Annotated in this window: 21 protein-coding genes; 13 read left to right on the top strand and 8 right to left on the bottom strand. The window is 70.7% G+C overall.

Going from position 1 to position 26,069, the window contains the following annotated elements:
* The first annotated feature begins 34 nt into the window (after window positions 1-34).
* From FVS66_RS14530 to FVS66_RS14520, 3 genes are all read left to right on the top strand, one after another.
* Window positions 35-652 carry a cell division protein SepF gene (locus FVS66_RS14530; RefSeq protein ID WP_149181610.1) on the top strand — a complete coding sequence of 206 codons (618 nt, stop codon included), beginning with the start codon at window positions 35-37 and terminating at the stop codon, window positions 650-652.
* A 67-nt stretch (window positions 653-719) separates the two neighbouring features.
* On the top strand, window positions 720-1,016 hold the full coding sequence (locus FVS66_RS14525) for a YggT family protein (protein ID WP_149181609.1): 297 nt from the start codon (window positions 720-722) through the stop codon (window positions 1,014-1,016).
* 49 nt (window positions 1,017-1,065) lie between these two features.
* On the top strand, window positions 1,066-2,163 hold the full coding sequence (locus FVS66_RS14520) for a DivIVA domain-containing protein (protein WP_149181608.1): 1,098 nt from the start codon (window positions 1,066-1,068) through the stop codon (window positions 2,161-2,163).
* 255 nt (window positions 2,164-2,418) lie between these two features.
* Here FVS66_RS14520 and ileS read toward each other — a convergent pair whose 3' ends face one another.
* Window positions 2,419-5,589 carry an isoleucine--tRNA ligase gene (gene ileS, locus FVS66_RS14515; protein WP_149181607.1) on the bottom strand — a complete coding sequence of 1,057 codons (3,171 nt, stop codon included), beginning with the start codon at window positions 5,587-5,589 and terminating at the stop codon, window positions 2,419-2,421.
* Between the two features lie 568 nt (window positions 5,590-6,157).
* Here ileS and FVS66_RS14510 point away from each other — a divergent pair.
* The 4 genes from FVS66_RS14510 (at window position 6,158) to FVS66_RS14495 (ending at window position 9,646) form a co-directional block, all read left to right on the top strand.
* A complete protein-coding gene (locus FVS66_RS14510) occupies window positions 6,158-7,558 on the top strand; it encodes a histone H1-like repetitive region-containing protein (RefSeq protein ID WP_149181606.1) in 1,401 nt (466 codons plus the stop codon).
* A 57-nt stretch (window positions 7,559-7,615) separates the two neighbouring features.
* Window positions 7,616-8,176, top strand: coding sequence for a signal peptidase II (gene lspA / locus FVS66_RS14505; protein WP_149181605.1), 561 nt, complete (start codon window positions 7,616-7,618; stop codon window positions 8,174-8,176).
* Window positions 8,177-8,240: 64 nt separating this feature from the next.
* On the top strand, window positions 8,241-9,182 hold the full coding sequence (locus FVS66_RS14500; protein ID WP_149181604.1) for an RluA family pseudouridine synthase: 942 nt from the start codon (window positions 8,241-8,243) through the stop codon (window positions 9,180-9,182).
* Window positions 9,179-9,646: a GNAT family N-acetyltransferase gene (locus FVS66_RS14495; RefSeq protein ID WP_149181603.1), complete on the top strand. Its 468-nt coding sequence runs from the start codon at window positions 9,179-9,181 to the stop codon at window positions 9,644-9,646. Before FVS66_RS14500 ends, FVS66_RS14495 begins: the two co-directional genes overlap by 4 nt.
* 66 nt (window positions 9,647-9,712) lie before the next feature.
* On the opposite strand, the gene FVS66_RS14490 is transcribed toward FVS66_RS14495, so the two are convergent.
* The gene (locus tag FVS66_RS14490; protein WP_149181602.1) at window positions 9,713-10,822 is read right to left on the bottom strand and encodes a mechanosensitive ion channel family protein; all 1,110 of its coding nucleotides are present in this window, start codon (window positions 10,820-10,822) and stop codon (window positions 9,713-9,715) included.
* A gap of 38 nt (window positions 10,823-10,860) precedes the next feature.
* Here FVS66_RS14490 and FVS66_RS14485 point away from each other — a divergent pair, with 38 nt between their 5' ends.
* Window positions 10,861-11,430 carry a dienelactone hydrolase family protein gene (locus FVS66_RS14485; protein WP_149181601.1) on the top strand — a complete coding sequence of 190 codons (570 nt, stop codon included), beginning with the start codon at window positions 10,861-10,863 and terminating at the stop codon, window positions 11,428-11,430.
* A gap of 112 nt (window positions 11,431-11,542) precedes the next feature.
* Here the strand turns inward: FVS66_RS14485 and FVS66_RS14480 are convergent, their stop codons facing one another.
* The 5 genes from FVS66_RS14480 to FVS66_RS14460 all read right to left on the bottom strand — a co-directional run bounded on the left by FVS66_RS14480 (window position 11,543) and on the right by FVS66_RS14460 (window position 17,631).
* Entirely contained in the window at window positions 11,543-12,490 is a 948-nt protein-coding gene (locus tag FVS66_RS14480) for a zinc metalloprotease (protein WP_399225546.1), read from the bottom strand.
* Between the two features lie 351 nt (window positions 12,491-12,841).
* Window positions 12,842-14,491 carry an alkaline phosphatase D family protein gene (locus FVS66_RS14475; protein WP_149181599.1) on the bottom strand — a complete coding sequence of 550 codons (1,650 nt, stop codon included), beginning with the start codon at window positions 14,489-14,491 and terminating at the stop codon, window positions 12,842-12,844.
* A 144-nt stretch (window positions 14,492-14,635) separates the two neighbouring features.
* On the bottom strand, window positions 14,636-15,475 hold the full coding sequence (locus FVS66_RS14470; RefSeq protein ID WP_149181598.1) for a DsbA family protein: 840 nt from the start codon (window positions 15,473-15,475) through the stop codon (window positions 14,636-14,638).
* Window positions 15,476-15,566: 91 nt separating this feature from the next.
* A complete protein-coding gene (locus tag FVS66_RS14465; protein ID WP_262386998.1) occupies window positions 15,567-16,238 on the bottom strand; it encodes a hypothetical protein in 672 nt (223 codons plus the stop codon).
* A gap of 61 nt (window positions 16,239-16,299) precedes the next feature.
* The gene (locus FVS66_RS14460; RefSeq protein ID WP_149181596.1) at window positions 16,300-17,631 is read right to left on the bottom strand and encodes a DUF2252 domain-containing protein; all 1,332 of its coding nucleotides are present in this window, start codon (window positions 17,629-17,631) and stop codon (window positions 16,300-16,302) included.
* 226 nt (window positions 17,632-17,857) lie between these two features.
* Between FVS66_RS14460 and dnaE the strand changes: the two genes are divergently transcribed.
* Window positions 17,858-21,397, top strand: a complete 3,540-nt coding sequence (dnaE, locus tag FVS66_RS14455) for a DNA polymerase III subunit alpha (protein WP_149181595.1) — start codon at window positions 17,858-17,860, stop codon at window positions 21,395-21,397.
* A gap of 112 nt (window positions 21,398-21,509) precedes the next feature.
* Here dnaE and FVS66_RS35000 read toward each other — a convergent pair whose 3' ends face one another.
* A complete protein-coding gene (locus FVS66_RS35000) occupies window positions 21,510-21,680 on the bottom strand; it encodes a hypothetical protein (RefSeq protein WP_187645523.1) in 171 nt (56 codons plus the stop codon).
* A 256-nt stretch (window positions 21,681-21,936) separates the two neighbouring features.
* On the opposite strand from FVS66_RS35000, the gene FVS66_RS14450 reads away from it, so the two are divergent.
* From FVS66_RS14450 to FVS66_RS14435, 4 genes are all read left to right on the top strand, one after another.
* On the top strand, window positions 21,937-23,226 hold the full coding sequence (locus tag FVS66_RS14450; protein ID WP_149181594.1) for an NYN domain-containing protein: 1,290 nt from the start codon (window positions 21,937-21,939) through the stop codon (window positions 23,224-23,226).
* An 89-nt stretch (window positions 23,227-23,315) separates the two neighbouring features.
* A complete protein-coding gene (locus FVS66_RS14445) occupies window positions 23,316-24,281 on the top strand; it encodes an ABC transporter ATP-binding protein (RefSeq protein WP_149181626.1) in 966 nt (321 codons plus the stop codon).
* A gap of 175 nt (window positions 24,282-24,456) precedes the next feature.
* The gene (locus tag FVS66_RS14440; RefSeq protein WP_399225542.1) at window positions 24,457-25,287 is read left to right on the top strand and encodes an ABC transporter permease; all 831 of its coding nucleotides are present in this window, start codon (window positions 24,457-24,459) and stop codon (window positions 25,285-25,287) included.
* Window positions 25,288-25,321: 34 nt separating this feature from the next.
* A complete protein-coding gene (locus FVS66_RS14435) occupies window positions 25,322-26,050 on the top strand; it encodes a DUF2567 domain-containing protein (RefSeq protein WP_262386994.1) in 729 nt (242 codons plus the stop codon).
* The last annotated feature ends 19 nt before the right edge of the window (window positions 26,051-26,069 follow it).

The raw sequence follows: 26,069 nt of genomic DNA, 5'->3' as shown, positions 1-26,069 counted from the left end.
TTGCCGATCCACCACAGAGCGGAGGAATCGGAGAATGGCCGGCGCGATGCGCAAGATGGCGGTCTACCTCGGCCTCGTGGAGGACGATGGGTACGACGGCCGGGGATTCGACCCCGACGACGACTTCGAACCCGAGCTCGAGCCGGAGCCCGAGCGCGACCGGCGGCGTCACCAGCCTCCGCGCCAGGTGGAGCGCGAGGAGCCGGTCCGTGTGCCGGTAGCGCAGCCTCCGGTTCAGCGCGACCCCGTTCCGCTTCCCGCTGAGAGCGGACGACCCGCCCGAATCGCCCCCGTGGCGTCCATCACACCTGAACGCCCGAGCCTGGAGAAGAACGCACCGGTGATCATGCCCAAGGTCGTGTCCGAGCGGGAGCCCTACCGCATCACGACGCTGCACCCCCGCACCTACAACGAGGCCCGTACCATCGGGGAACACTTCCGCGAGGGCACGCCTGTGATCATGAACCTCACCGAGATGGATGACACGGACGCGAAGCGACTTGTCGACTTTGCCGCCGGTCTCGTCTTCGGGCTGCATGGCAGCATTGAGCGAGTGACGCAGAAGGTGTTCCTGTTGTCGCCTGCTAACGTCGATGTCACGGCGGAGGACAAGGCCCGCATCGCAGAGGGCGGATTCTTCAACCAGAGCTGAGACACGACACCGGGAACGACCCGGCCGGAAGGCCGGTACACGAGAGCCAGGGGAGAGGGAACGCGGGATGGGCGTCGCACTACAGGTTGTCTACATCGCGCTGATGTGCTTCCTGATCCTGCTGATCTTCCGGCTGGTCATGCAGTACGTCTTCCAGTTCGCCCGTTCATGGCAACCCGGCAAGGCGATGGTGGTCGTTCTGGAGGCCACCTACACTGTCACCGATCCACCACTGAAGCTTCTGCAGCGGTTCATCCCGCCGTTGCGTCTCGGGGGCGTGGCACTCGACCTGTCCTTCTTCGTTCTGATGATCATCGTCTACATCCTGCTCAACATCGTGGGTGGCTTCGCGATGAGGGTGTGAGCGATCCGGTCCTGCCGACTGCCGACGACTACGTAGAGGTGAAGAAGAGATGCCGCTGACCCCCGAGGACGTGCGGAACAAGCAGTTCACGACCGTCCGTCTCCGAGAAGGCTATGACGAGGACGAGGTCGATGCCTTCCTCGACGAGGTCGAGGCCGAGCTGACCCGCCTGCTCCGCGAGAACGAGGATCTGCGCGCGAAGCTGGCCGCCGCCACGCGCGCCGCCGCGCAGAACCAGCAGCAGGCCATGCGCAAACCACCGGAGCAGCAGGAACGGCCCGTGGGACCCGGTGGTCCTGGTCCCGGTGGTCCCGTGCCCGCCGCCATATCCGGACCGCCGGTCCAGCAGCAGCCCCCGCAGATGGGCCCGCCCCAGCTGCCGGGCGGTGCGCCGCAGCTGCCGGCCGGTCCCAGCCACGGTGGCCCGCAGGGCCACGGCGGCCCGCAGGGCCCGCACGGCCCCGGTCCCATGCAGGGCGGCCCCATGGGCGGTCCGATGGGTGGCCCCATGGGCGGTCACGGCCCGGGCATGCCCCAGCAGGGTCCCGGCGGAGACAGCGCCGCGCGCGTACTGTCGCTGGCCCAGCAGACCGCCGACCAGGCGATCGCGGAGGCCCGTTCCGAGGCCAACAAGATCGTCGGTGAGGCCCGTTCGCGCGCCGAGGGCCTGGAGCGCGACGCCCGCGCCAAGGCCGACGCGCTGGAGCGGGACGCGCAGGAGAAGCACCGCGTCGCGATGGGCTCCCTGGAGTCCGCCCGCGCCACGCTGGAGCGCAAGGTCGAGGACCTGCGCGGCTTCGAGCGCGAGTACCGCACGCGCCTGAAGTCCTACCTGGAGAGCCAGCTGCGCCAGCTGGAGAGCCAGGGCGACGAGTCGCTGGCCCCGCCGCGCACCCCGTCCGCGGCCCCGTCGCTGCCGCCGTCCCCGTCGATGGCGTCGGCCGGCGCGAGCGGCCCGTCGTACGGCGGCAACCAGACGATGGGCGGATCGCCCGGGATGGGCAACGGCCCGTCCTACGGCGGCCAGCAGCAGATGTCGCCGGCGATGACGCAGCCGATGGCACCGGTACGGCCGCAGGCCCCGCAGCCGATGCAGCAGGCACCGTCCCCGATGCGTGGCTTCCTCATCGACGAGGACGACAACTGACGCAGCCGGCCGCGTAGTGAGCGCGTAGCCGTCGGCAACCGGCAGGGCCGGGGCCCAGGACTTCCGTCCTGGGCCCCGGCCCTTTTCGGTATCCCGCCCGCATCGGCCCCCGGCGGAACGGGCGCCACAACTCCCGAGGGCCGCACCCGACACACAGACCTGTTCTCCAAGGGCCTGTTCTCCAAGGGAAAGCCCCGGAATCCGCCGGGCGGATTCCGGGGCCTTCAGCGGTCCGGGGCGGTGCCCCGGGGTGCCTCACGCCTTGCGGAGGCGGAAGGTCAGGGACAGGGGCTCGTCCGTGAACGGCTCACCGTACGACCCGTCCGCATCGCCGCGCGCGAAGTCCGTGGCCAACACCTCGTCCGCGATCAGCGCTGAGTGGTCCGTCAGGGCCGACGCGACCTCCTCGTCCGAGGAGGACCACCGCAGCGCGATCCGGTCCGCGACATCCAGCCCACTGTTCTTACGCGCCTCCTGGATCAGCCGGATCGCGTCCCGCGCCAGGCCCGCACGCCGCAGCTCCGGCGTGATCTCCAGGTCCAGCGCGACCGTCGCACCCGCGTCGGAGGCCACCGACCACCCCTCACGCGGCGTCTCGGTGATGATCACCTCGTCCGGCGCGAGCACGATCGTCTCGCCGTTCACCTCCAGTGTGGCCTCGCCGTCCCGGAGGGCCAGCGACAGGGCCGCGGCGTCCGCCGCCGCGATGGCCTTGGCGACGTCCTGGACGCCCTTCCCGAACCGCTTGCCCAGCGCCCGGAAGTTGGCCTTCGCCGTCGTGTCGACCAGCGACCCGCCCACCTCGGACAGGGACGCCAGCGACGAGACGTTCAGCTCCTCCGTGATCTGGGCGTGCAGCTCCGTCGAGAGCGACTCGAAGCCCGCCGCCGCGACCAGCGCGCGCGACAGCGGCTGGCGGGTCTTCACCCCGGACTCCGCGCGTGTGGCGCGGCCCAGCTCGACCAGGCGCCGGACCAGCGCCATCTGCTGCGACAGCGTCGGGTCGATCGCCGACAGGTCCGCCTCCGGCCACGTCGACAGGTGCACCGACTCCGGGGCGCCCGGCGTGACCGGGACCACCAGGTCCTGCCAGACCCGCTCGGTGATGAACGGGGTCAGCGGGGCCATCAGACGCGTGACCGTCTCCACGACCTCGTGCAGGGTGCGCAGCGCGCCCTTGTCGCCCTGCCAGAACCGACGCCGCGACCGGCGCACGTACCAGTTCGACAGGTCGTCCACGAACGCGGACAGCAGCTTGCCGGCACGCTGCGTGTCGTACGCCTCCAGCGCCTGTGTGACCTGGTCCGTCAGCGCGTGCAGCTCGCTCAGCAGCCAGCGGTCCAGTACCGACCGCTCGGCCGGGGCCGGGTCGGCTTCGGACGGTGCCCAGCCCGAGGTACGCGCGTACAGCGCCTGGAACGCGACCGTGTTCCAGTACGTGAGGAGCGTCTTGCGGACGACCTCCTGGATCGTGCCGTGACCGACCCGGCGCGCGGCCCAGGGCGAGCCGCCGGCCGCCATGAACCAGCGGACCGCGTCCGCGCCGTGCTGGTCCATGAGCGGGATCGGCTGGAGGATGTTGCCCAGGTGCTTGGACATCTTCCGGCCGTCCTCGGCCAGGATGTGGCCCAGGCACACCACGTTCTCGTACGACGACTTGTCGAAGACGAGCGTGCCCACCGCCATCAGCGTGTAGAACCAGCCGCGCGTCTGGTCGATGGCCTCCGAGATGAACTGCGCCGGGTAGCGCTTCTCGAACAGTTCCTTGTTCTTGTACGGGTAGCCCCACTGCGCGAACGGCATCGAACCCGAGTCGTACCAGGCGTCGATGACCTCCGGCACGCGGGTCGCGGTCAGCGCGCAGCCCTCGTGCGTGCAGGGGAACGTGACGTCGTCGATGTACGGGCGGTGCGGGTCCAGGCCCGACTGGTCCGTGCCGGTCAGCTCGGTCAGCTCGGTGAGCGAGCCGACGCACGTGAGGTGGTTCTCCTCGCAGCGCCAGACCGGCAGCGGCGTGCCCCAGTAGCGGTTGCGGGACAGCGCCCAGTCGATGTTGTTGTTCAGCCAGTCGCCGAACCGGCCGTGCTTGACGGAGTCCGGGAACCAGTTGGTCGCCTCGTTCTCCTCCAGGAGCCGGTCCTTGACCGCGGTCGTGCGGATGTACCAGGACGGCTGCGCGTAGTACAGCAGCGCCGTGTGGCAGCGCCAGCAGTGCGGGTAGCTGTGCTCGTACGCGATGTGCTTGAACAGCAGGCCGCGCGCGTCCAGGTCGGCGGTGAGCGCCTCGTCGGCCTTCTTGAAGAACACGCCGCCGACCAGGTCCAGGGACTCGTCGAACGTGCCGTCCGGGCGGACCGGGTTCACCACGGGCATGCCGTACTCGCGGCACACCTTGAGGTCGTCCTCACCGAAGGCGGGGGCCTGGTGGACCAGACCCGTACCGTCCTCGGTGGTCACGTAGTCGGCGTTGACCACGAAGTGCGCGGCCTGGGGGCTGGGCCGATCCGTTCCCTCGCTCGTGCTCGGGAACTCCACGAGCTCGAAGGGGCGCCGGTACGTCCAGCGCTCCATCTCCGCGCCCGTGAACCTCTGCCCCGTGGCCTCCCAGCCCTCGCCGAGGGCCTTCTCCAGCAGCGGCTCGGCGACGACCAGCTTCTCCCGGCCGTCCGTCGCGACGACGTACGTCACCTCGGGGTGCGCGGCGACGGCGGTGTTGGAGACCAGCGTCCACGGGGTCGTCGTCCACACGACCAGCGACGCCTCGCCCGCGAGCGGGCCGGACGTCAGCGGGAAGCGCACGTACACGGACGGGTCGACGACCGTCTCGTAGCCCTGCGCCAGCTCGTGGTCGGACAGGCCCGTGCCGCAGCGGGGGCACCAGGGCGCGACGCGGTGGTCCTGGACGAGCAGGCCCTTGTCGAAGATCTCCTTCAGGGACCACCACACCGACTCGACGTACTCGGGGTCCATCGTGCGGTACGCGTCGTCCAGGTCGACCCAGTAGCCCATGCGGGTCGTCAGCTCGGCGAACGCGTCGGTGTGCCGGGTCACGGACTCGCGGCACTTCGCGTTGAACTCCGCGATGCCGTACGCCTCGATGTCCTTCTTGCCGGAGAAGCCCAGCTCCTTCTCGACGGCGAGCTCCACCGGCAGGCCGTGGCAGTCCCAGCCGGCCTTGCGGGCCACGTGATAGCCGCGCATCGTGCGGAAGCGCGGGAAGACGTCCTTGAAGACGCGGGCCTCGATGTGGTGGGCGCCCGGCATGCCGTTGGCCGTGGGCGGGCCCTCGTAGAACACCCACTCCGGGCGTCCCTCGGACTGCTCGAGGCTCTTGGCGAAGACCTTGCTCTCGCGCCAGAAATCGAGCACGGCGTGCTCGAGCGCGGGCAGGTCGACCTGGGCGGGTACCTGGCGGTACTGCGACATCGAATCCTCCGGCGGACAGGTTCGTCGTTCCGTCGGAGGGACGAGAGCATCTGCTCCCGCGGTACCACCCTCCTTGGCCCCGGGCACATACGCCCGAAGCCCCCTCATTGGGGTCGCGAAGCCGGTTCTACTGACCTTGCGCCCGTGGGCGGAGCCCACTGTTCAAGGCGTTCTTCCGGCGGCTCCGGGGTGATGCTTCACATCGGGCTGGCCCCCGGGCTCTCACCGTCCCCGGGTCGCTCATGGCTGCGTGCGACGCTACTGGTCCCCATCCACGCCTTTCGCTGCGCCCCAGTGTACGGGCCTGCACGGACACCGGCCGACAGGTTTCCCCGGGCGCGGCCGACGACTGGACTGACCCGAATGGGGATACGAGTCCCGATCTGCCCCTAATGGGGGCATTTCGGTGGTTACTGGCCCTGGGGCTGGGCACAAGCCATGCAGGCTCGCCTGGTCGGGTACCGGCTGGCCGGGACCGGCGGCGTGCCCCGTTGCCGCGGGGCTGGAGTCGATTTATCGTCCCAGCACGATTCGCGAGCGAGATCACAATATGTGAAGGGGCCGCGGCATGGTGGCGAAGAAGACCGCCGTCAAGAAGACGGCGTCCACACGTTCCGCCGCGGCGGGGTCGGCGTCGGCCAAGAACACGGGCGCCAGGAAGAGCACCACGTCGCGGTCCACCTCCAAGGAGCCTGCCCCGAAGAAGACGGCCCCCGTCGGGAGAGCGGCCGCGCGGAAGGCGGCCGCGGAGGAGACGGTGGCCGAGAAGGCTCCCGCGAGAAAGGCGACCGCGAAAAGGGCGGCCGAAAAAAAGGCGGCCGGGAGCGCATCCGCGAAGTCACGTGCGGGGAAAGCATCCGCCAAGGACACGCCCACGAAGAAGGCGGCGGCCAAGAAGGTGCCCGCGAAGAAGCAGGTGCCCACCAAGGAGCCGGCCACGAAGGAAGTACCCGACAAGAGAGCATCGACCAAGAAGGCGGCCGCCGGCAAAGCGGCCGCCAAGAAGGCACCCGCCAAGAAGGCACCCGCCAAGAAGGCGGCCGCCGGCAAAGCGGCCGCGAAGAAGGCACCGGCCAAGAAGGCACCGGCCAAGAAGGCAGCCGCTGAGGAGGCGCCCGTGATGAAGGCACCGGCAAAGAAGGGGCCTGCGAAGAGGGCACCCGCCCGGAAGGCGGCAGCCGAGGAAGCGCCTGCCGGTAAGGCGCCGTCCCGGAAGGCGGCCACGACGAAGGCGGCGAGCAGGAAGACCGCCACCACGAAGGCCGCCACGAAGGCCGCCACCACTGGGGCGGCCGCCGCGGAGACGTCCGCCGAGGCAGCGCGGGCCACCGGGGTCACGGCTGTCGAGGCCCCCGCGGTGGAGGCGACGCCGACGACCGCGCCGCCCGCCGCCGGAGCGCACGCGAAGAAGGCGTCTGCCAAGAAGGCGCCGGGCAGGAGAGCGGCCGCCAAGGAGGCGGCCGCCGCGGAGGAGACAGGAGCCAGGACCGTGGCAGCGAAGAAGACGGCGGACGTGACCACGGCGGCCGGCGCGCCTGTGCCTCCGGCCCGCGGGCTCGCCGAGGCGGCGCCCGAGGAACTCGCCGTACGGCCGGGCGAGGAGCCGTGGACGCCCGGGGAGGTCGCGGAGGCCCGGGCCGGCCTGGAGAGCGAGGCGCACCGCCTCCAGGAGGAGATCGCCGCCTCCGAGGCGGCGCTGACCGGCCTGATGCGGGACTCCGGGGAAGGCGCCGGTCACGACGAGGCCGACACCGGCACCAAGAACATCACGCGCGAGCACGAGATGGCCCTGGCCGCGAACGCCCGCGCGACGCTGGAGCAGACCGAGCACGCACTGCAGCGGATCGACGCGGGTACGTACGGACTCTGCGAGATCTGCGGCAAGCCCATCGGCAAGGCCCGCATGCAGGCGTTCCCGCGCGCGACCCTCTGCGTCGAGGACAAGCAGAAACAGGAGCGGCGGGGCTGATCCGCAGGCGTGTGCCGTACCCTCGTCACAGTCAGGAACCTAGGTTGAGGGACTCACGTGGCAGAGGCGGAGCACGTCATCGGTACGCCGGATGTTGACGACGAGGCCGGGGCTCCCGCCGAGCGGCCCAAGGGCCGGCGCAGGGTCGTGGCGCTCTTCGCCGTGGCCCTCGTCGCCTACCTGCTGGACCTCGGCAGCAAGATACTCGTCGTGGCCCGGCTGGAGCACCACGACCCGATCGTGGTCATCGACGGTCTGCTCAAGTTCGAGGCCGTACGGAACCCGGGCGCGGCGTTCGGTATCGGCGAGGCGTTCACGGTGCTCTTCACCGTCATCGCGGCCGCCGTCATCGTCGTGATCGTGCGGCTGGCGCGGAAGCTGTACAGCCTGCCCTGGGCGATCGCCCTCGGTCTGCTGCTGGGCGGGGCGCTCGGCAACCTCACCGACCGGATCTTCCGGGCGCCGGGCGTCTTCGAGGGCGCGGTCGTGGACTTCATCGCGCCCGCGCACTTCGCCGTCTTCAACCTCGCGGACTCGGCGATCGTCTGCGGCGGCTTCCTCATCGTGATCCTTTCGTTCAAGGGCCTGGATCCCGACGGGACCGTCCACAAGGACTGACCGGCTGTCCGCGGTTGTCCACAGGGCTGACCGGGCGACCCCGCCGACAAGGCATACTCGACGGGTGAGCACGATTCCCGAGATCCGTACGCTGCCCGTTCCCGATGGCCTCGAAGGCGAGCGCGTCGACGCCGCCATCGCCCGCATGTTCGGATTCTCCCGCACGAAGGCGGCCGAGCTGGCCGCCTCCGGGAAGGTCCTGGTCGACGGCTCCGTCGTCGGCAAGTCCGAGCGGGTCAGCGGCGGTGCCTGGCTCGAGGTCGAGATGCCCGGCGCACCCGCGCCCGTGCAGATCGTCGCCGAGCCGGTCGAGGGCATGGAGATCGTCCATGACGACGACGACATCGTCGTGATCGTGAAGCCGGTCGGCGTCGCCGCGCACCCGAGCCCCGGCTGGACCGGCACGACCGTGATCGGCGGTCTCGCCGCCGCCGGGTACCGGATCTCCACCTCCGGCGCCGCCGAGCGCCAGGGCATCGTGCACCGCCTCGACGTCGGCACGTCGGGTCTGATGGTCGTCGCCAAGTCCGAGCGCGCCTACACGCTGCTGAAGGCCCAGTTCCGCGAGCGGGTCGTCGACAAGCGGTACCACGCGCTGGTGCAGGGCCACCCGGACCCGCTGAGCGGCACCATCGACGCGCCGATCGGCCGCCACCCGAATCACGACTACAAGTGGGCGGTCACCGCCGACGGCAAGCCGTCCGTCACGCACTACGACCTGATCGAGGCGTACCGCGCCGCGTCCCTGCTCGACATCAAGCTGGAGACGGGCCGTACACACCAGATCCGCGTCCACATGTCCGCGCATCGCCATCCCTGCGTCGGCGACCTGACGTACGGCGCGGACCCGACCCTCGCCAAGCGGCTCGGCCTCACCCGCCAGTGGCTGCACGCCGTGCGGCTGGGCTTCGAGCACCCCTCGGACGGCCAGTGGGTCGAGTTCGCGAGCGACTACCCGGCCGACCTCCAGCACGCGCTGGACACCATCGCCGCGGAGAGCGCATGAGCCCCTACGAGGTGCGCGAGGTGCTCACGGAGTCGGACCGGGAGTCGGCCTTCGCCGTCCGCCGCGAGGTCTTCGTCGTCGAGCAGGGCGTGCCCGAGGAGATCGAGTACGACGCGTACGACGCGACGGCCGTGCATGTCCTCGCCGTCCGCACCGCCGACGCCGTCGCGCTCGGCACCGGCCGGCTCCTGTACGGCCCGGACGCGGCCGGCCGGACCGGTGGCGCCGAGGGCGTGGGCGCGCTCGGCCGGCTCGCCGTCAGTAAGGCCGCCCGTGGCCTCGGCATCGGCGTCGCGCTCGTGCGGGCCATCGAGGACGCGGCGCGGGCGCGCGGCCTGACCGCGGTGGACCTGCACGCGCAGACCCAGGCGCTGGGCTTCTACGAGCGGCTCGGATACGAGGCGTACGGTGCGGAGTTCCCCGACGCGGGCATACCGCACCTCGCCATGCGCCGAACGCTCTGAGGCGCGCCCTCGCATGGCGGCGTGAGCCCTGACCGGCCCGCCGCCGGGCCCGGCAGCCCGTCCGTGCTATCCGCGGGGCGAAGCCCCCCGGTCGTGGCCCGGCTCCACGGCTGAGCCGTCACCGTCGGGTCCCGGGTACCGGGCGGGTGCCATGGTCGTGGCCACGCGGGGCAGCGCGTACGGATGGTGCTCGTACAGCCAGGCGATCAACTGCTCACGTACGGCGCACCGCAGCGTCCACACGTCGTCGGCGTTCTTTGCGGTCACCACCGCCCGCACCACCATGGTGCTGGGTGTGGTGTCCGTCACCACCAACGACCAGCCCCTGCCGTCCCACGCGGGGGACTCGCCCAGGAACTCCCGCAGCCGCTCCCGCATCAGCAGGACGGGCGCCGCGTGGTCGAGGTGGAAGTAGACCGTGCCGGTGATCTCTGCCCCGCCGCGCGACCAGTTCTCGAAGGGCTTGCTGGTGAAGTACGAGACGGGCATGGTGATCCGGCGCTCGTCCCAGGTCCGTACGGTGAGGAACGTCAGCGTGACCTCCTCGACCACGCCCCACTCGCCCTCCACCACCACCGTGTCGCCGATCCGCACCATGTCGCCGAACGCGATCTGGAACCCGGCGAAGACATTGCTGAGCGTGGACTGGGCGGCCACACCCGCGACGATGCCGATGATGCCGGCGGACGCCAGCACCGACGTACCGATCGCCCGGAAGTCGGGGAAGGTCAGCAGCATCGCCGCCAGCGCCACGACCGCGACCACCGCCGTGAGGATCTGCATGATGAGGCTGACCTGCGTACGCACTCGGCGCAGCCGGTCCGCGTCCTGGGTCGTCGCCGCGTAGCGGGCGTACGTCGCCTCGACGGCCGCAGATGCGATTCGCATCACCAGCCAGGCGCTCGCACCGATCAGTACGACGGTCAGACCGCGTCCTATCCCCACCTCGTTGTCCTGGATGAGCCGCCAGTCCGTCTCCCGGTACGAGGCGCGCAGCAGCGCGGTCAGCAGGACGAGTTGGAGGGGCGGCGCGCAGCGGCGCAGCAGCCCCCACAGCGGGGTCTCCGGGTGGCGGCTGTCGGCTCGCCGCAGCAACAGGTCGGCGAGCCAGCCGACGAGCACGGTGAATACCACCGAGCCACCGAGGACGATCAACGGACGCAGCACGTTCTCCATGACACCGAACGCTAGACGGAAAGTGGCAGGATGACCGAATGGAGATCATTCTGTTCCACTCGGTCTACGGTCCACGCCCGGCCGTCCACGCGGCCGCCGACCGGCTGCGCGCCGCCGGGCACCAGGTGCACGTGCCCGACCTCTACGACGGCCAAACCGCCGGAACCGCGGAGGAGGGCACGGCGATCAAGGACCGCATCGGCTGGGACGAGCTGGTGAAGCGCGCCGTCTCGGCCGCGGCCCCGCACTCCGACGGCGGGCTCGTGTACGCGGGGTTCTCGCTGGGCGCCGCGTTCGCCCAGATGCTGGCCATGGCCGACGAGAAGACGCGCGGGCTGCTGCTTCTGCACGGCACGTACGACGTGCCCGAGGACGCCTCGGTGGGCGGCCTGCCGGTCCAACTGCATGTCGCCGACCCGGACCCGTTCGAGCCGGACGACTGGCTGAACACCTGGTACCTCCAGATGGGCAGGGCCGGGGCGGACGTCGAGGTCCACCGCTACCGGGGTGCGGGGCATCTGTACACCGACCCGGACCTGGCCGACCACGAGGCGGAAGCGGCCGAGCGGACGTGGGCGACGGCGCTGGCGTTTCTGGACTCCCTCTGACCCGGGGGCGGCACGCGCCGCCGGGCGCGCGCCGGGCACGGTGTCGCGTCGCCGCCACACCGTGCCCGGGCTTGCGCCGCCGAGCCGTCAAGCGGCTCGGGCCGTCAGTGGATCAGGAGGTGCGGTACGCCGTCCAGTGGTCCTGCATGCGCTGCACCTGACCGGCCGTGAACTGGTACATGCACGAGTCGTACGTGTAGTCCATGAAGTTGTGGACCGGGTCCACGCCCGCCTTGCGGGTGCAGGAGTCACGGCCCTCCGGGCACTGGTACGCCGGGCTCTTCTCGGCCGCGGTGTCCTCGACGTAGTCGCCCTTGCCGTTGCAGCCGCCCTGGAAGGTGTGGTAGAGGCCCATCCAGTGGCCGACCTCGTGGGTGGCGGTGTCACCCTCGTTGTAGTTGGCGGCCGTTCCGCCGGGCAGCGAGGAGTCGAGGACGACGACACCGTCCATGGACGGGTTGGACCTGTAGGAGGACGGGAAGGTCGCCCAGCCGAGCAGACCGTCGCTGAGGTTGGCGGTGTAGAAGTTGAGCGCGTCCGCGCCGCCCTGGCGGAGGGTGGACTTCATGGCCTTCTCCTCGGTGGAGCCGGAGGAGAGGTTGTACCAGGCGGCGTTGTCCGTGTAGGTGGTGCCGGCCAGGGTGAACTGGAAGCCGGAGTCGGCGTTGCCGTCACCCTGGCCGCCGAAGGCGGAGTTGAGGACGGACATCTGGTTGTCGATGTCCGTGGCGCTCAGCTTGCCCTTGGTGCCGTCGTGGACGACGTGGAAGTACACCGGGATGGTGGTGGCGACGGAGGCCGTGTCGAACCGGCTGCTGTCGAGGCCCTTCGACTTGGCGGCCTTCAGCTTCTTCTGGAGGTCGGCCTCCATGGTCTCGGCCTTGGCCGCGGTGACCTCGTTCGGCTCGTGCTTGTGGATGTCACCGGAGGGGCGGGACTCACGGGCGTGGGCGCTCGTGCCCGTCTCCTCGGCGCACTCCTCGCCGGCGGCGAGCGGGGCGGTCGCCGCGGCGCCCGTCGGGGCGGAGAACGGGAACAGCGCCAGGGTTCCGGCCAGCATGGCCGTACCGAGGGCACGGCGGTGCGAACGCGGAGATATTCGGGCAAGAGCACGCATAGGTGACTCCTCGCGGGGGGTTTGGGGAGGGCCTTCCTCACCACCGCCGGAGATTACGTGCCCATGTCAGATGTGGAGGAGAAGCGTTCCGGCCCAATCAATCGTTGAGGAAATGGCGACATCCGGGGGAAATCCTTCGGTGCGTCCCGGCAGTTGAGACGCGGATGTAACGAATTCGCCACCGTGAGCGGGTGGTGTGTCCGGATTCGATCTCTGGAACACGCCACCCGCCATGGGTCTGTGATCTTCAGTTAACCTGCCGTTGGATGGCTGAAAATCGCTCCTGCAGTCATCTCATCGCACCGGGCTGTACACCCGCTCGACCTTCTGCGTTCCGCTGAGTGTCCGGTAGGAGCGGGTCCACTTCGCTGAAGCGTCCGGATCCTTGCGGTCGGACAGTGCGAAGTAGTCCATCTGCGACCGCTCGGAGGTCACGTCCAGGACTCCGTAGCCGTGGTGGTCCATGTCCAGCCAGCGCACATGCCTGTTTGCCGCCTTGATGGCGGCGGAGGCCACCAGGGACGCGGTGTTCGCGGGGACGTGGAGGATGTCGTCGAGGTTGTCCGACGTCACGGACGTGACCACGAACTCCGTCGCGGCGGAGGGTGATTTCGGGTACGTGGCCGCCGTCGCCGGCACGTCGTTCGCCCATGCCATGTGGATGTCGCCGGTGAGGAAGACCGTGTTGCGGACCGCCCGCTCCTGGAGGTGGGCGAGGAGCTCGCGGCGGTCGTCCGTGTACCCGTCCCACTGGTCCACATTGACCGCGATCCCGCCCGTCGGCAGCCCGATCAACTCGGCGACGGGCTTCAGCAGATATGCCGGCAGGGACCCGAAGGCCACCGGCGAGATCATCACCGAGGTGCCCACCAGCCGCCAGGTGGCGTCCGACGAGGCCAGTCCCGCCTTCAGCCAGTCCAGCTGGGCGCGGCCGGTGATCGTACGCTCCGGGTCGTCCACCTCGCCGCTGCCGGTGGACGCCTGCTGGGAGCGGAAGGACCTCAGGTCCAGGAGGTGCAGGTCGGCGAGCTTGCCGTAGCGGACACGGCGGTAGACGGTGCCTTCGGCGGAGGTGCGTACGGGCATCCACTCGAAGTACGCCCGCTTGGCCGCGGTCATGCGCGCGGCCCAGTCGCCCTCGGAGTCGGGCGTGTGGTTGTCGGCCCCGCCCGACCATGTGTCGTCGGCGAACTCGTGGTCGTCCCATATGGCGATCACCGGGTGAGCGGCGTGCAGGGCCTGGAGGTCGGGGTCCGTCTTGTACGTGGCGTGCCGGAGCCGGTAGTCGGCCAGGCTGACGATCTCGTTGCGCGGCTCGTGGGCGCGGAGCACCCGGCCGGTCTTCGGGTAGGTCCCCGAGCCGTACTCGTATATGTAGTCCCCGAGATGCAGAACCGCGTCCAGGTCGGCGCGGGCCGCGAGATGACGGTACGCGGCGAAGTAGCCCGCCTCCCAGTTGGCGCACGACACCACCCCGAACCGGATCCCGGGCGCGGCGTCGTCGTACGCCGGTGTGGTCCGTGTCCGTCCGACCGGCGAGGAGACGCCGTCGGCACCGGCCATGAACCGGAACCAGTACGTGGTCGACGGCCGCAGCCCGCGTACGTCCACCTTGACGGTGTGGTCGGTGCCGGCGCTCGCGACGACGGCCCCCCGCGCGACGACCCGCGCGAAGCCTCTGTCCTCGGCGACCTCCCATCTGATGTCGGTGTCGGCACCCTTTCCGGATGCGGGCGTGGCGTCGGGGGATGGCGTCACACGGGTCCAGAGCAGGACCCCGTCGGGCAGCGGATCACCGGAGGCGACACCGTGCAGGAAGGCGGGGGAGTGGGTACTCGCGACGGCGTACGAGGCGGAGGCGAGCACCGACCCGGCGACGGCGGAGGCGGCGGCTGCCTTGACGACCGTGCGACGGGTGGGAGTTGTGGTGTTTCGACTGGTCACGGCCGGTCAGATTACCCGTCATATTACCGACGGGTAAGTCCTAACGGCCACTTTTGGCCGGGAAGTTGGCATCCTCTCGCCCCCCGTACCCGAACGGGCCCGCTCCGAGGGGGAGCGGGCCCGTCGACCGGGATCTGTGTCGGCTCAGCCCTTCAGGGCCGCTTCGATCGCCGTGGTGTACTCCGTGGCCGTCATCGGGGCGGTCTTGCCGTTCGGGCCCGTGACGGCCTTGCCGTCCATCCTCAGGGTGGGGGTGGCCGTGACGCCGCTCTTGTCGAAGGTCTCGGACATCTTCAGGGCCCAGGTGTCGAAGGTGCCCTCCTCGACGTTCTTCTTGAACTGCTCGTTGTTCTTCAGGGCGGGGACCGAGTCCGCGATCTCCAGGAGGTAGGAGTCCTCGGCGAGCTTGTCCTCCGACTCCTGGGGGTGGAACTTCGCGGAGTACATGGCCGACTTGAACTTCAGGAACGCGTCCGGGCTCACGTCCAGCGCGGCGCCCAGGGCGGAGAGGGCGTTCTTGGAGCCCTCGCCGTTGGAGCCTATGCGGCCCTTGTCCAGGGAGTCGCCGTCCAGGAAGGTCGCGCCCACGTACTGGATCTTGTACTTGCCGGCCTCGACGTCCTTCTCGATCGCCGGGCCGACCTGCTGCTCGAAGACGGCGCAGACGGGGCAGCGCGAGTCCTCGTACACCTCGAGTGTCTTCTTCGCCGTCGACTTGCCGATGACGACGGTGGTGCCGTTCTCGCCCGTCGTGTTCTTCGGCGCCGTGACGCTCGCCGTGTTCTTCGCCGCCTCCCAGTGGGACGGCTTGTTGCCCTGCACGACGGCGTAGCCGATGCCGCCGGCCACGGCGAGCACGCCCACGATCGAGGCGGCGACGGTGATCTGCCGCCGCATCCTGTCGCGCTTGGCCTGGCGCTCCCGCTCCTGCCGCAGGCGCTCCCGGGCCGCCGCCTTGTTGGCCTTGCTGTTGCGTGCACTCATGGGGGGTTTTCTCCGTTTTGTCGTGGATCCGCGGACCCGTTGGTCCCCGGGTCCGGGTATCAGTGGTCGAAAGGGCTGCTCGTCCAGGGCTTCACGCCCTGCACGGCGGTCCCCTCCGGCCGACGGAGTGCACCAGGAGCCGGGCGCCGGCGGCTCCGCGCGGGCGGGTGTACGCGCGGACCCGGCGGTGGGCGGAATCCTCCCGCGCCGCCGCCACCACCGCCCACGCCACGAGCAGCGGGCGGAACGTGAACGACGCCACCGCCCGCAGCACCCGGGCAAGCGCCGCCTCGCCGCGGCGCAGCCACCCCGCGGTGACCAGGCCCACCGTGATATGCGCGGCGAGCAGCAGCCACGGCACCGACGGGTCGCCCGAGTGGAGAAGCGCCGCCGCCGCGGTGTCCGCCGCGGCCACGCCGGGCAGGGGCGTGCCCACCGCGTCGCCGCACAGGACGTCGACGCCGACCGCGCGCAGCGAGCCGGCGACCGGGCCGCCCGACGGGCCGTAACAGGCGTGCTGGCCCGCGGTGAAGACCGTGTCCGCGGCCAGCTCCAGCGGGACGAGGAGCCCCGCGATGGGCCAGAAACCGCGCTCCCGGCCGGCCAGCGCGTACGCGAGGGCGAAGACCGCGCCCGCGACCAGCAGTACGGCGGTCAGCGGCAACGGCACCCGGGACAGCAGCACATGGGAGGCGACGGACAGCGTCACGACCAGTGCCGTGAAGATCGCTGCCCGTACGCCCCTGAGCCGGGTCCCGGTCATGTCGTCCATCGTCCGAGAGTGTGCCATGGGTGTCTGTAAGGGGCCCCTAAAATCCGGTCCCTCAACGCAGTCCCGGAATGCGACCGTTACGGAAGAGGTCCACGAATATCTGGTGGTCGGCGCGCGCCCGCGCCCCGTACCCGTGCGCGAAGTCCACCAGCATCGCGGCGAACCCGTCCTCGTCCGCCGCGATCGCCGCGTCGATGGCCCGCTCCGTGGAGAACGGCACCAGCGAGTGGCCGCTCTCGTCGTCCGCCGCGGCGTGCATGGTGGCGGTCGCCCGCCCCAGGTCCGCGACCGTCGCGGCCATCTCGTCCGGGTCGTCGATGTCCGACCAGTCCAGGTCCACCGCGTACGGTGAGACCTCCGCCACCAGCTGGCCCGCTCCGTCCAGCTCGGTCCAGCCCAGCCATGGGTCGGCGTGCGCCTGGAGGGCCCGCTGCGATATGACCGTGCGGTGGCCCTCGTGCCGGAAGTACTCCCGCACCGCCGGGTCCGCGACATGGCGGGAGACCGCCGGGACCTGTCCCTGCTTCATGTAGATCACGACGTCGTTCTCGAGGGCGTCGCTGTTGCCCTCCAGCAGGATGTTGTACGACGGCAGCCCGGCCGAGCCTATGCCGACGCCGCGCCGCCCGACCACGTCCTTCACCCGGTACGAGTCCGGGCGGCCCAGGCTCGACTGCGGCAGCGTCTCCAGGTAGCCGTCGAAGGCGGCGAGGACCTTGTAGCGGGTCGCCGCGTCCAGGTCGACCGCCCCGCCCCCGGGCGAGAACCGGCGTTCGAAGTCCCGGATCTCGGTCATCGTCGCCAGCAGTCCGAAGCGGGTCAGCGAGCGCGCCGAGTGCAGGGCGGTCAGCAGCCGGCCCTCGGCCGTGTCCAGCGTGAAGGGCGGCAGCTCGTCGTTCTTGGCGCCGGTCGCCAGGGCGTGGATCCGCTCCCGGTACGCGGCCGCGCAGATCCGCACCAGCGCCGTGATCTGCTCGTCGCTGAGCGCCTTCGCGTAGCCGAGTAGGGCGAGGGACGCGACCAGGCGCTTCAGGTCCCAGGTGAACGGGCCGACGTACGCCTCGTCGAAGTCGTTCACGTTGAACACCAGCCTGCCGTTGGCGTCCATGTACGTGCCGAAGTTCTCGGCGTGCAGGTCGCCGTGGATCCACACCCGCGCGGTCCGCTCGTCCAGGTACGGTCCGCCCTCCCGCTTCTCGCCGTCGAGGTCCGCGTAGAAGAGGCAGGCGGCGCCCCGGTAGAACGCGAACGCGGAGTGTGCCATCTTCCGGAACTTGACGCGGAAGGCGGCCGGGTCGGCGGCCAGCAGCTCTCCGAACGCGGTGTCGAACACGGAGAGGATCTGCTCGCCGCGCTCCTGGGCGGTGGGCTGCGGGACCGGCATCGAGGGGTGCCTCCTGACGCGGGCACGCCGGTGTAGTGGCGTGCATGACAAGGCGAACGGGTGTTCCGATCGCTCCAACGCGCGGGCCCGCCCCCGAGTGCCCGCACACCACCCCGGGGAGGCCCCCGGCACTCCCGCGCCGCGCCCCCGCTGTCACTCCGGAGTCGTAGACTTCCGAGCTGTCCCCTCTCTCTCCCGACTCTCCCGACCCCCGGAGGCCGCAACCGTGTCGAAGCCGCCGTTCACGCACCTTCACGTGCACACCCAGTACTCGCTGCTGGACGGTGCCGCGCGGCTCAAGGACATGTTCAACGCCTGCAACGAGATGGGCATGACCCACATCGCCATGAGCGACCATGGCAACCTCCACGGGGCGTACGACTTCTTCCACTCCGCGAAGAAGGCCGGAGTCACGCCGATCATCGGTATCGAGGCGTATGTCGCCCCCGAGTCCCGGCGGAACAAGCGCAAGATCACCTGGGGCCAGCCGCACCAGAAGCGGGACGACGTCTCCGGCTCCGGTGGCTACACGCACAAGACGATCTGGGCCGCCGACGCCACCGGGCTGCACAATCTCTTCCGCCTCTCCTCCGACGCGTACGCCGAGGGCTGGCTCCAGAAGTGGCCGCGTATGGACAAGGAGACCATCTCCCAGTGGTCCGAGGGGCTCATCGCCTCCACCGGCTGCCCCTCCGGCGAGCTCCAGACCCGGCTGCGCCTCGGCCAGTTCGACGAGGCCCTGAAGGCCGCCTCCGACTACCGGGACATCTTCGGCAGGGACCGCTACTTCCTGGAGCTGATGGACCACGGCATCGAGATCGAGCGCCGGGTCCGCGACGGCCTGCTGGAGATCGGCAAGAAGCTCGGCATCCCGCCGCTGGTCACCAACGACTCGCACTACACGTACGCGCACGAGGCGACCGCACACGACGCGCTTCTGTGCATCCAGACCGGCAAGAACCTCTCCGACCCGGACCGCTTCAAGTTCGACGGCACCGGCTACTACCTGAAGTCCACCGACGAGATGTACGCCATCGACTCGTCGGACGCCTGGCAGGAGGGCTGCCGCAACACGCTCCTGGTCGCCGAGCAGATCGACACCACGGGGATGTTCGAGAAGCGCGACCTGATGCCGAGGTTCGACATCCCCGAGGGCCACACCGAGGTCACCTGGTTCAAGGAGGAGGTGCGCCGCGGCATGGAGCGCCGCTTCCCCGGCGGTATCCCCGAGGACCGGCAGAAGCAGGCCGAGTACGAGATGGACGTCATCATCCAGATGGGGTTCCCCGGCTACTTCCTCGTGGTCGCCGACTTCATCATGTGGGCCAAGAACAACGGCATCGCCGTCGGCCCCGGCCGAGGCTCCGCGGCCGGCTCGATCGTGGCGTACGCGATGGGCATCACCGACCTCGACCCCATTCCGCACGGCCTGATCTTCGAGCGGTTCCTCAACCCCGAGCGCGTCTCCATGCCCGACGTCGACATCGACTTCGACGAGCGCAGGCGCGTCGAGGTGATCAGGTATGTGACGGAGAAGTACGGCGCCGACAAGGTCGCCATGATCGGCACCTACGGCACGATCAAGGCGAAGAACGCGATCAAGGACTCCGCGCGTGTGCTCGGCTACCCGTACGCCATGGGTGACCGCCTCACCAAGGCCATGCCCGCCGACGTCCTCGGCAAGGGCATCCCGCTCTCCGGCATCACGGACCCCTCCCACCCCCGCTACAGCGAGGCGGGCGAGATCCGGGGGATGTACGAGAACGAGCCGGACGTGAAGAAGGTCATCGACACCGCGCGGGGTGTGGAGGGCCTGGTCCGGCAGATGGGTGTGCACGCCGCCGGCGTGATCATGTCCAGTGAGACCATCACGGACCACGTCCCCGTCTGGGTGAGGCACACCGACGGCGTGACCATCACTCAGTGGGACTACCCGAGCTGTGAGTCGCTCGGCCTGCTGAAGATGGACTTCCTGGGCCTGCGCAACCTCACGATCATGGACGACGCCGTCAAGATGGTGAAGGCCAACAAGGGGATCGACATCGATCTCCTCGGTCTCCCGCTCGACGACCCCACGACCTTCGAACTGCTCCAGCGCGGCGACACGCTCGGCGTCTTCCAGTTCGACGGCGGCCCCATGCGGTCCCTGCTGCGGCTGATGAAGCCCGACAACTTCGAGGACATCTCCGCCGTCTCGGCCCTCTACCGGCCGGGACCGATGGGCATGAACTCGCACACGAACTACGCCCTCCGCAAGAACGGCCAGCAGGAGATCACCCCGATCCACCCCGAGCTGGAGGAGCCGCTCAGGGAGGTCCTGGACGTCACCCACGGCCTGATCGTCTACCAGGAGCAGGTGCAGAAGGCCGCCCAGATCATCGCCGGCTACTCACTCGGCGAGGCCGACATCCTCCGCCGCGTCATGGGCAAGAAGAAGCCCGAGGAGCTGGCGAAGAACTTCGTCCTCTTCCAGGAGGGAGCCCGGAAGAAGGGCTTCAGCGACGAGGCCATCCAAGCCCTCTGGGACGTGCTGGTCCCCTTCGCCGGCTACGCCTTCAACAAGGCCCACTCCGCCGCGTACGGACTCGTGTCGTACTGGACGGCGTACCTCAAGGCCAACCACCCCGCCGAGTACATGGCGGCGCTGCTGACCTCGGTCAAGGACGACAAGGACAAGTCGGCGGTCTATCTCAACGAGTGCCGCCGCATGGGCATCAAGGTCCTCCCGCCCAACGTCAACGAGTCGGAGTCGAACTTCGCGGCCCAGGGCGACGACGTGATCCTCTTCGGCCTCTCGGCCGTGCGGAACGTCGGTACGAACGTCGTCGAGTCGATCATCAAGTGCCGTAAGTCGAAGGGGAAGTACTCCTCCTTCCCGGACTTCCTCGACAAGGTCGATGTCGTCGTCTGCAACAAGCGCACCGTCGAGTCGCTGATCAAGGCGGGCGCCTTCGACGAGATGGGCCACACCCGCAAGAGCCTGGTCGCCCACCACGAACCGATGATCGACAACGTGGTCGCGGTCAAGCGCAAGGAGGCCGAGGGGCAGTTCGACCTGTTCGGCGGCATGGGCGACGAGGGCAGCGACGAGCCGGGCTTCGGCCTCGATGTCGAGTTCTCCGACATCGAGTGGGAGAAGTCCTACCTGCTCGCCCAGGAGCGCGAGATGCTCGGGCTGTACGTCTCCGACCACCCGCTCTTCGGTATCGAGCACGTCCTGTCCGACAAGTCCGACGCCGCGATCGCCCAGCTCACCGGCGGTGAGCACGCCGACGGCGCGGTCGTCACCATCGGCGGCATCATCTCCGGCCTCCAGCGCAAGATGACCAAGCAGGGCAACGCCTGGGCCATCGCCACGGTCGAGGACCTGGCCGGTTCCATCGAGTGCATGTTCTTCCCGGCCACCTACCAGCTGGTCTCCACCCAGCTCGTCGAGGACACGGTCGTCTTCGTCAAGGGCCGCCTCGACAAGCGCGAGGACGTGCCCCGGCTCGTCGCGATGGAGCTGATGGTCCCCGACCTGTCGTCGGCCGGCACCAACGCGCCGGTCGTCCTCACCATCCCGACCGTCAAGGTCACCCCGCCCATGATCAGCCGCCTCGGCGAGATCCTCAGCCACCACAAGGGCAACACCGAGGTGCGGATCAAGCTCCAGGGCCCGCGCAAGACCACCGTCCTCCGGCTCGACCGGCACCGCGTCCAGCCCGACCCCGCCCTGTACGGCGACCTGAAGGTCCTCCTCGGCCCCTCCTGCCTGGCCGGCTGAGCCGGGGCAGCCGCCCGATCGCATACGGAAGGGGCGCGCCCGTCGTCACGGGCGCGCCCCTTCCGCATGACCGCGTCGGTCACACAGGCGACCGCTGCAGCGGTGGCCGGGCTCAGTTGTGGCCGAACCTCTTCTGCCGGCCCTTCTGTGCGACATCGGCCGGGGTCACCTGCGTCGCCCGCTGCTCGGCCTGCTGCTCCATCGACCTGTCACGGGACTGCTGGGCGCCGCGCTCGGCCTGCTGCTGTTGCTGCTGGCGGTCGCTCTTCTTGTTCTTGGCCATGATGGTGCCTCCTGTGGGGTAGGGGCCAGGACGCGACCAGATTCACATACCGGTATACACTCCGCATTTTGGATCATTACTGACCGTAGTCGTCGGAGCGCTCCCAGCGGCCGTAGTCAGGCCACGCCGGAAGGCGTACGGTGAGGCGCCACGCCGATGATCGTGCTCCGGCCGTTAAGACTCCGGCAGTCGGGCAGACTCGAAGGAAACCCGAAGCAACTTCCGATCCCGAGGTTCCCGAAAGAGGGTGGAACACGTGGACCGCTGCGTCGTGCTCGTGGACGCCGGCTATCTGCTCGGCGCCGCCGCCAGCCTTCTCGCCGGAGAACCGGCTCGCTCACGGATCACCGTCGACCACTCCGCTCTCATCCAGGGACTGCGCGAACGCGCCGAGGCCGACACCGAGCAGTCGCTGCTCCGTATCTACTGGTTCGACGGCGCCCCCGACCGCGTCCCCCAGCCGGAACACCGCAGGCTCCGCGTCATGCCCCGGGTGACCGTCCGGCTCGGTGCCCTGACCCGCAGCGACGGACGCTGGGCCCAGAAGGGCGTCGACGCCGCCATGCACGCCGAGCTGACCGAACTGGCCCGCAACCGCGCCTGCTCCGACGTCGTCCTCGTCACCGGCGACGGCGACCTGCTGCCCGGCCTCATGTCCGCCAAGGAGCACGGCGTCGCCGTCCACCTCTGGGCCGTCCAGGCCGCCGACGGCGACTACAACCAGTCCGAGGACCTCGTCGCCGAGGCGGACGAACGCCGTGTCCTCGACCGTGCCTGGATCACCCGCGCCGTACGGGCGAAGGACCTCACCGGACCGTGCGCCCCGCCCCCCGCCCCGCGCCCCGAGATCGCCGCCATCCTCGCCGCGCCCCTGCCCGAGGCGGCCCTCGCGGCAGCCGCCGAACGCGCGTCCGACAGCACGTCCAGCGCCCTCGCCGACGGCACGCACCCGTCCCCCGCCCCGGCCGCCGCCTCCTCGGCGCCCACCGACCCCACCAACGGCACGGCCCCCTCGTCCGCGGTCACCACCGGTGCCACCAAGGGCGTCCCCACCCCCAAGGACCTCGCCGGACTGCGCGCCCCCGGCCACCAGACCGCCCAGCCCCCCGGCGGCCCCGCCAACGCCACCCTCCGCTGGTCGTCCGACCGCGGCTGGATCGACCGCCCCGGCGGCTCCCTAGGTGAACCCCCCGAAACGGCCTCCCTGCCCACCCTCGCCCAGCTCACCAGCGCCGAACAGCGCTGGGCGGACCGCGAGGAGGACATCACCACCGTCGGCGGCGACCCGTTCGAGGTCGGCCAGGTCTTCGCCCGCCGCTGGATCGAACGGCTCCCGGAGCAGAGCCACGTCCAGAAGCTCTCCACCATGTACCCGCGCATCCCGCACCGCATCGACGGCGAACTCCTCAGGTACGCGGCCCGCTTCGGGCTCCTCGCCCACAAGGACGACCAGATCGACGAGCACGACCGATACGCGATCCGGGCGGGGTTCTGGCGCGAGATCGACGTACGCGCGGCGGCCGGGAGCCCGGCGGCGGGGGAGTAGCCGCGGGCGTCACGAGCCGCGCAGCGCCGCCCCGGGCGTGATCCGGGGTGCCCGACCCCTTAGGCTCATCCCTCGTGAGTACGGTGTGCGTGGTGCGGGATCTGGTGAAGACGTACCCCGCCGCGCGCGGCAGACGCGGAACACCCGCGACACCCGAGGTACGGGCCACCGACGGGGTCAGCCTGGACGTGCGGGGCGGCGAGATCTTCGGGCTGCTCGGCCCCAACGGCGCCGGCAAGTCCACCCTCGTACGGCAGCTCACCGGGCTGATGCGCCCCGACTCCGGCAGCGTCGACGTGCTCGGCCACGACCTCGTACGCCACCCGGAGCGCGCCGCCCGCCTCATCGGCTACCTGGGCCAGGAGTCCACCGCGCTCGACGAGCTGACCGTCTCGCTCGCCGCCGAGACCACCGGACGGCTGCGCGGCCTCACCGCGCGTGACGCCCGCGCCGCGCGCGACGCCGTCCTCGACGAACTGGGGCTCGGCGACCTCGCTCCCCGCCCCCTCAAGAAGCTCTCCGGCGGACAGCGCAGGCTCGCCTGCTTCGCCGCCGCCCTGGTGGGGGAGCGGCCCCTGCTCGTCCTCGACGAGCCGACCACCGGCATGGACCCGGTCGCCCGCCGCGCCGTCTGGGCGGCCGTCGACCGGCGCCGCGCCGAACACGGCAGCACCGTGCTGCTGGTCACCCACAACGTCATCGAGGCGGAGACGGTCCTGGACCGCGTCGCCGTCCTGGAGCGCGGCCGGGTCATCGCCTGCGACACCCCGACCGGGCTCAAGGAGCGGGTGGCCGGTGAGGTCCGCGTCGACCTGGTGTGGCGCGAGCGGGCCCCGCTGGACGTGCCCGAGGTGGCCGCGCTGCGCGCCTCCGCCCGCGAGTCGGGGCGCCGCTGGGTGCTGCGCCTGGCGCCGGACGAGGCCCGCGCGGCGGTGGCCGCCGTGACGGGCGGCGCGGCGTTCGCCGCCCTCGACGACTTCACCCTGGCGACGCCGAGCCTGGAGGACGTCTACCTGGCACTCGGCGGCGAGGCGAAGGGGCTGGTCAAGGCATGAGGCAGGGGCACAAGGACGTTGCCGCGGGCCGCTGCGCCGACATCGGCGGGCGCCTCCGGAGACGGCCTTCCGCCGGTGCCCTGCGGGCAGGCGTTCCGCACGGCGGCGGGGGCGGGCACAGCGCACCGGTACGGTGCCTGGTCCAGGGAGCCGACAAGGACAGGAGCGCGGAACGGTGAGCACTCTCCCCGCCGAGGCGCTCTCGACGGGCGCCGTCCGGTCGAGCACCGTCGGGACGGCCGCCCGCACCGCCGCGCCCCTCGCCCCCCGCGCCCGCCTGCTGCCCGCGCTCGCCGCGGTGTACCGGGCCCAGCTGTCCCGGGCCCGCGTGGCCCGGATCCCGCTGCTCTTCGTCGCGACCTTCCAGTCCATCGGGATCATGGTCCTGATGCGCGGCGTCGTCGACGGCGGCGCCGAGGCCCGGGCGGTCGTCGCGGGGTCGTCCGTACTCGTGGTGGCGTTCGTCGCGCTGAACCTGCTCGCCCAGTACTTCGGGCAGCTCCGGGCCAGCGGCGGCCTCGATCACTACGCCACGCTGCCCGTGCCGCCCGCCGCCGTGGTCCTGGGTGCGGCCGGGGCGTACGCCTCCTTCACGGCGCCCGGCACGGTCGTCACGGCCGTCGCCGGTTCGCTGCTCTTCCAGCTGCCGCTGACACACCTGTGGATCCTGGCCGCGGTGGTGCCGCTCGCGGGTGCGGCCCTGGCCGGGCTCGGTGCCGCCCTGGGGCTGCTCGCGCCGCGCCAGGAGCTCGCCACCCTGCTCGGCCAGCTCGGCATGTCGGCGGCGCTGCTGCTCGGCGTCCTCCCGGCGGACCGGCTGCCGGGGCCGGTGGGCTGGGCGCGGGACCTGCTGCCGTCGACGTACGGCGTGGAGGCCCTGGCCCGTACCTTCGGCCCCCACCCGGACTGGACGGCCGTCGCCCTGGACCTCTCCGTCTGCGCGGGCGTCGGCGTCGTCTCGCTGGCCGTCGCCACCTGGGCGTATCGTCGGGCAGCGGTCCGATGAGGCGGTGCCCGGCGACGCCTGGCACGATGACAGAGTGACCGCACCCCTTCCGCCGCCCCACCAGCCATCGAGTGACGACGTGTCCGACGACGTACCCCCCAGCACACCGCCGAACGGCAGGACGCCGTCCGACGGCCAGGCCGCCTGGCCGCCGCCGCACGGCGTGCCCGCTTACCCCCGTCCGCACGCGAAGGACGAGGCGCCCGCCCCGGACACGGCGACGGAGGTGCGGCAGGGCGCCGTGGTGCTGCTCGCGGTCGGGGTCACCGGGTTCGTGCTGGGCCTGCTGTGGCTGTGGCTCGCCCCCCGCATCCCGCTGATCTCGGACGGCACATCCGTCCTGCTCGCGGACTCGGAGGGCGAGGGCGCGGTCGGCTCGGACGGTGTGTTCATCCTGTTGGGCCTGGCGTTCGGCGCGCTCAGCGCGATCGCCGTGTTCCTGTTCCACCGGCACGGCGGCATCGCGGTGGTCGTCGGTCTGGCGCTGGGCGGCCTGATCGGGTCCGTACTCGGTTGGGGCACGGGCACCCTGCTCGGCCCCACGCACGATGTGGTCGCGCACGCGCGGGCGGTCGGCGAGGGGGTCACCTTCGACGCGCCGCTCGAACTCGACGCGTACGGCGCGCTGCTGGCCTGGCCGGTCGCCGCGATGATCGTCCACCTGGCGCTCACGGCGCTGTTCGGCCCCCGCGACCCGGAGCCGGAGTGGGACCTCACCCCGTACGGCCCGCCGCCTCCGCCGCCGGCCGACCCCCGCGCCTGATCGACCGCCGCCCGGTCAG

This window comes from Streptomyces sp. TRM49041 (genome assembly GCF_008271805.1).
Taxonomy (GTDB): Bacteria; Actinomycetota; Actinomycetes; order Streptomycetales; family Streptomycetaceae; genus Streptomyces.
The sequence above is the reverse complement of the archived record's forward strand: the minus strand, read 5'-3'. Positions and strand labels throughout refer to the sequence as shown.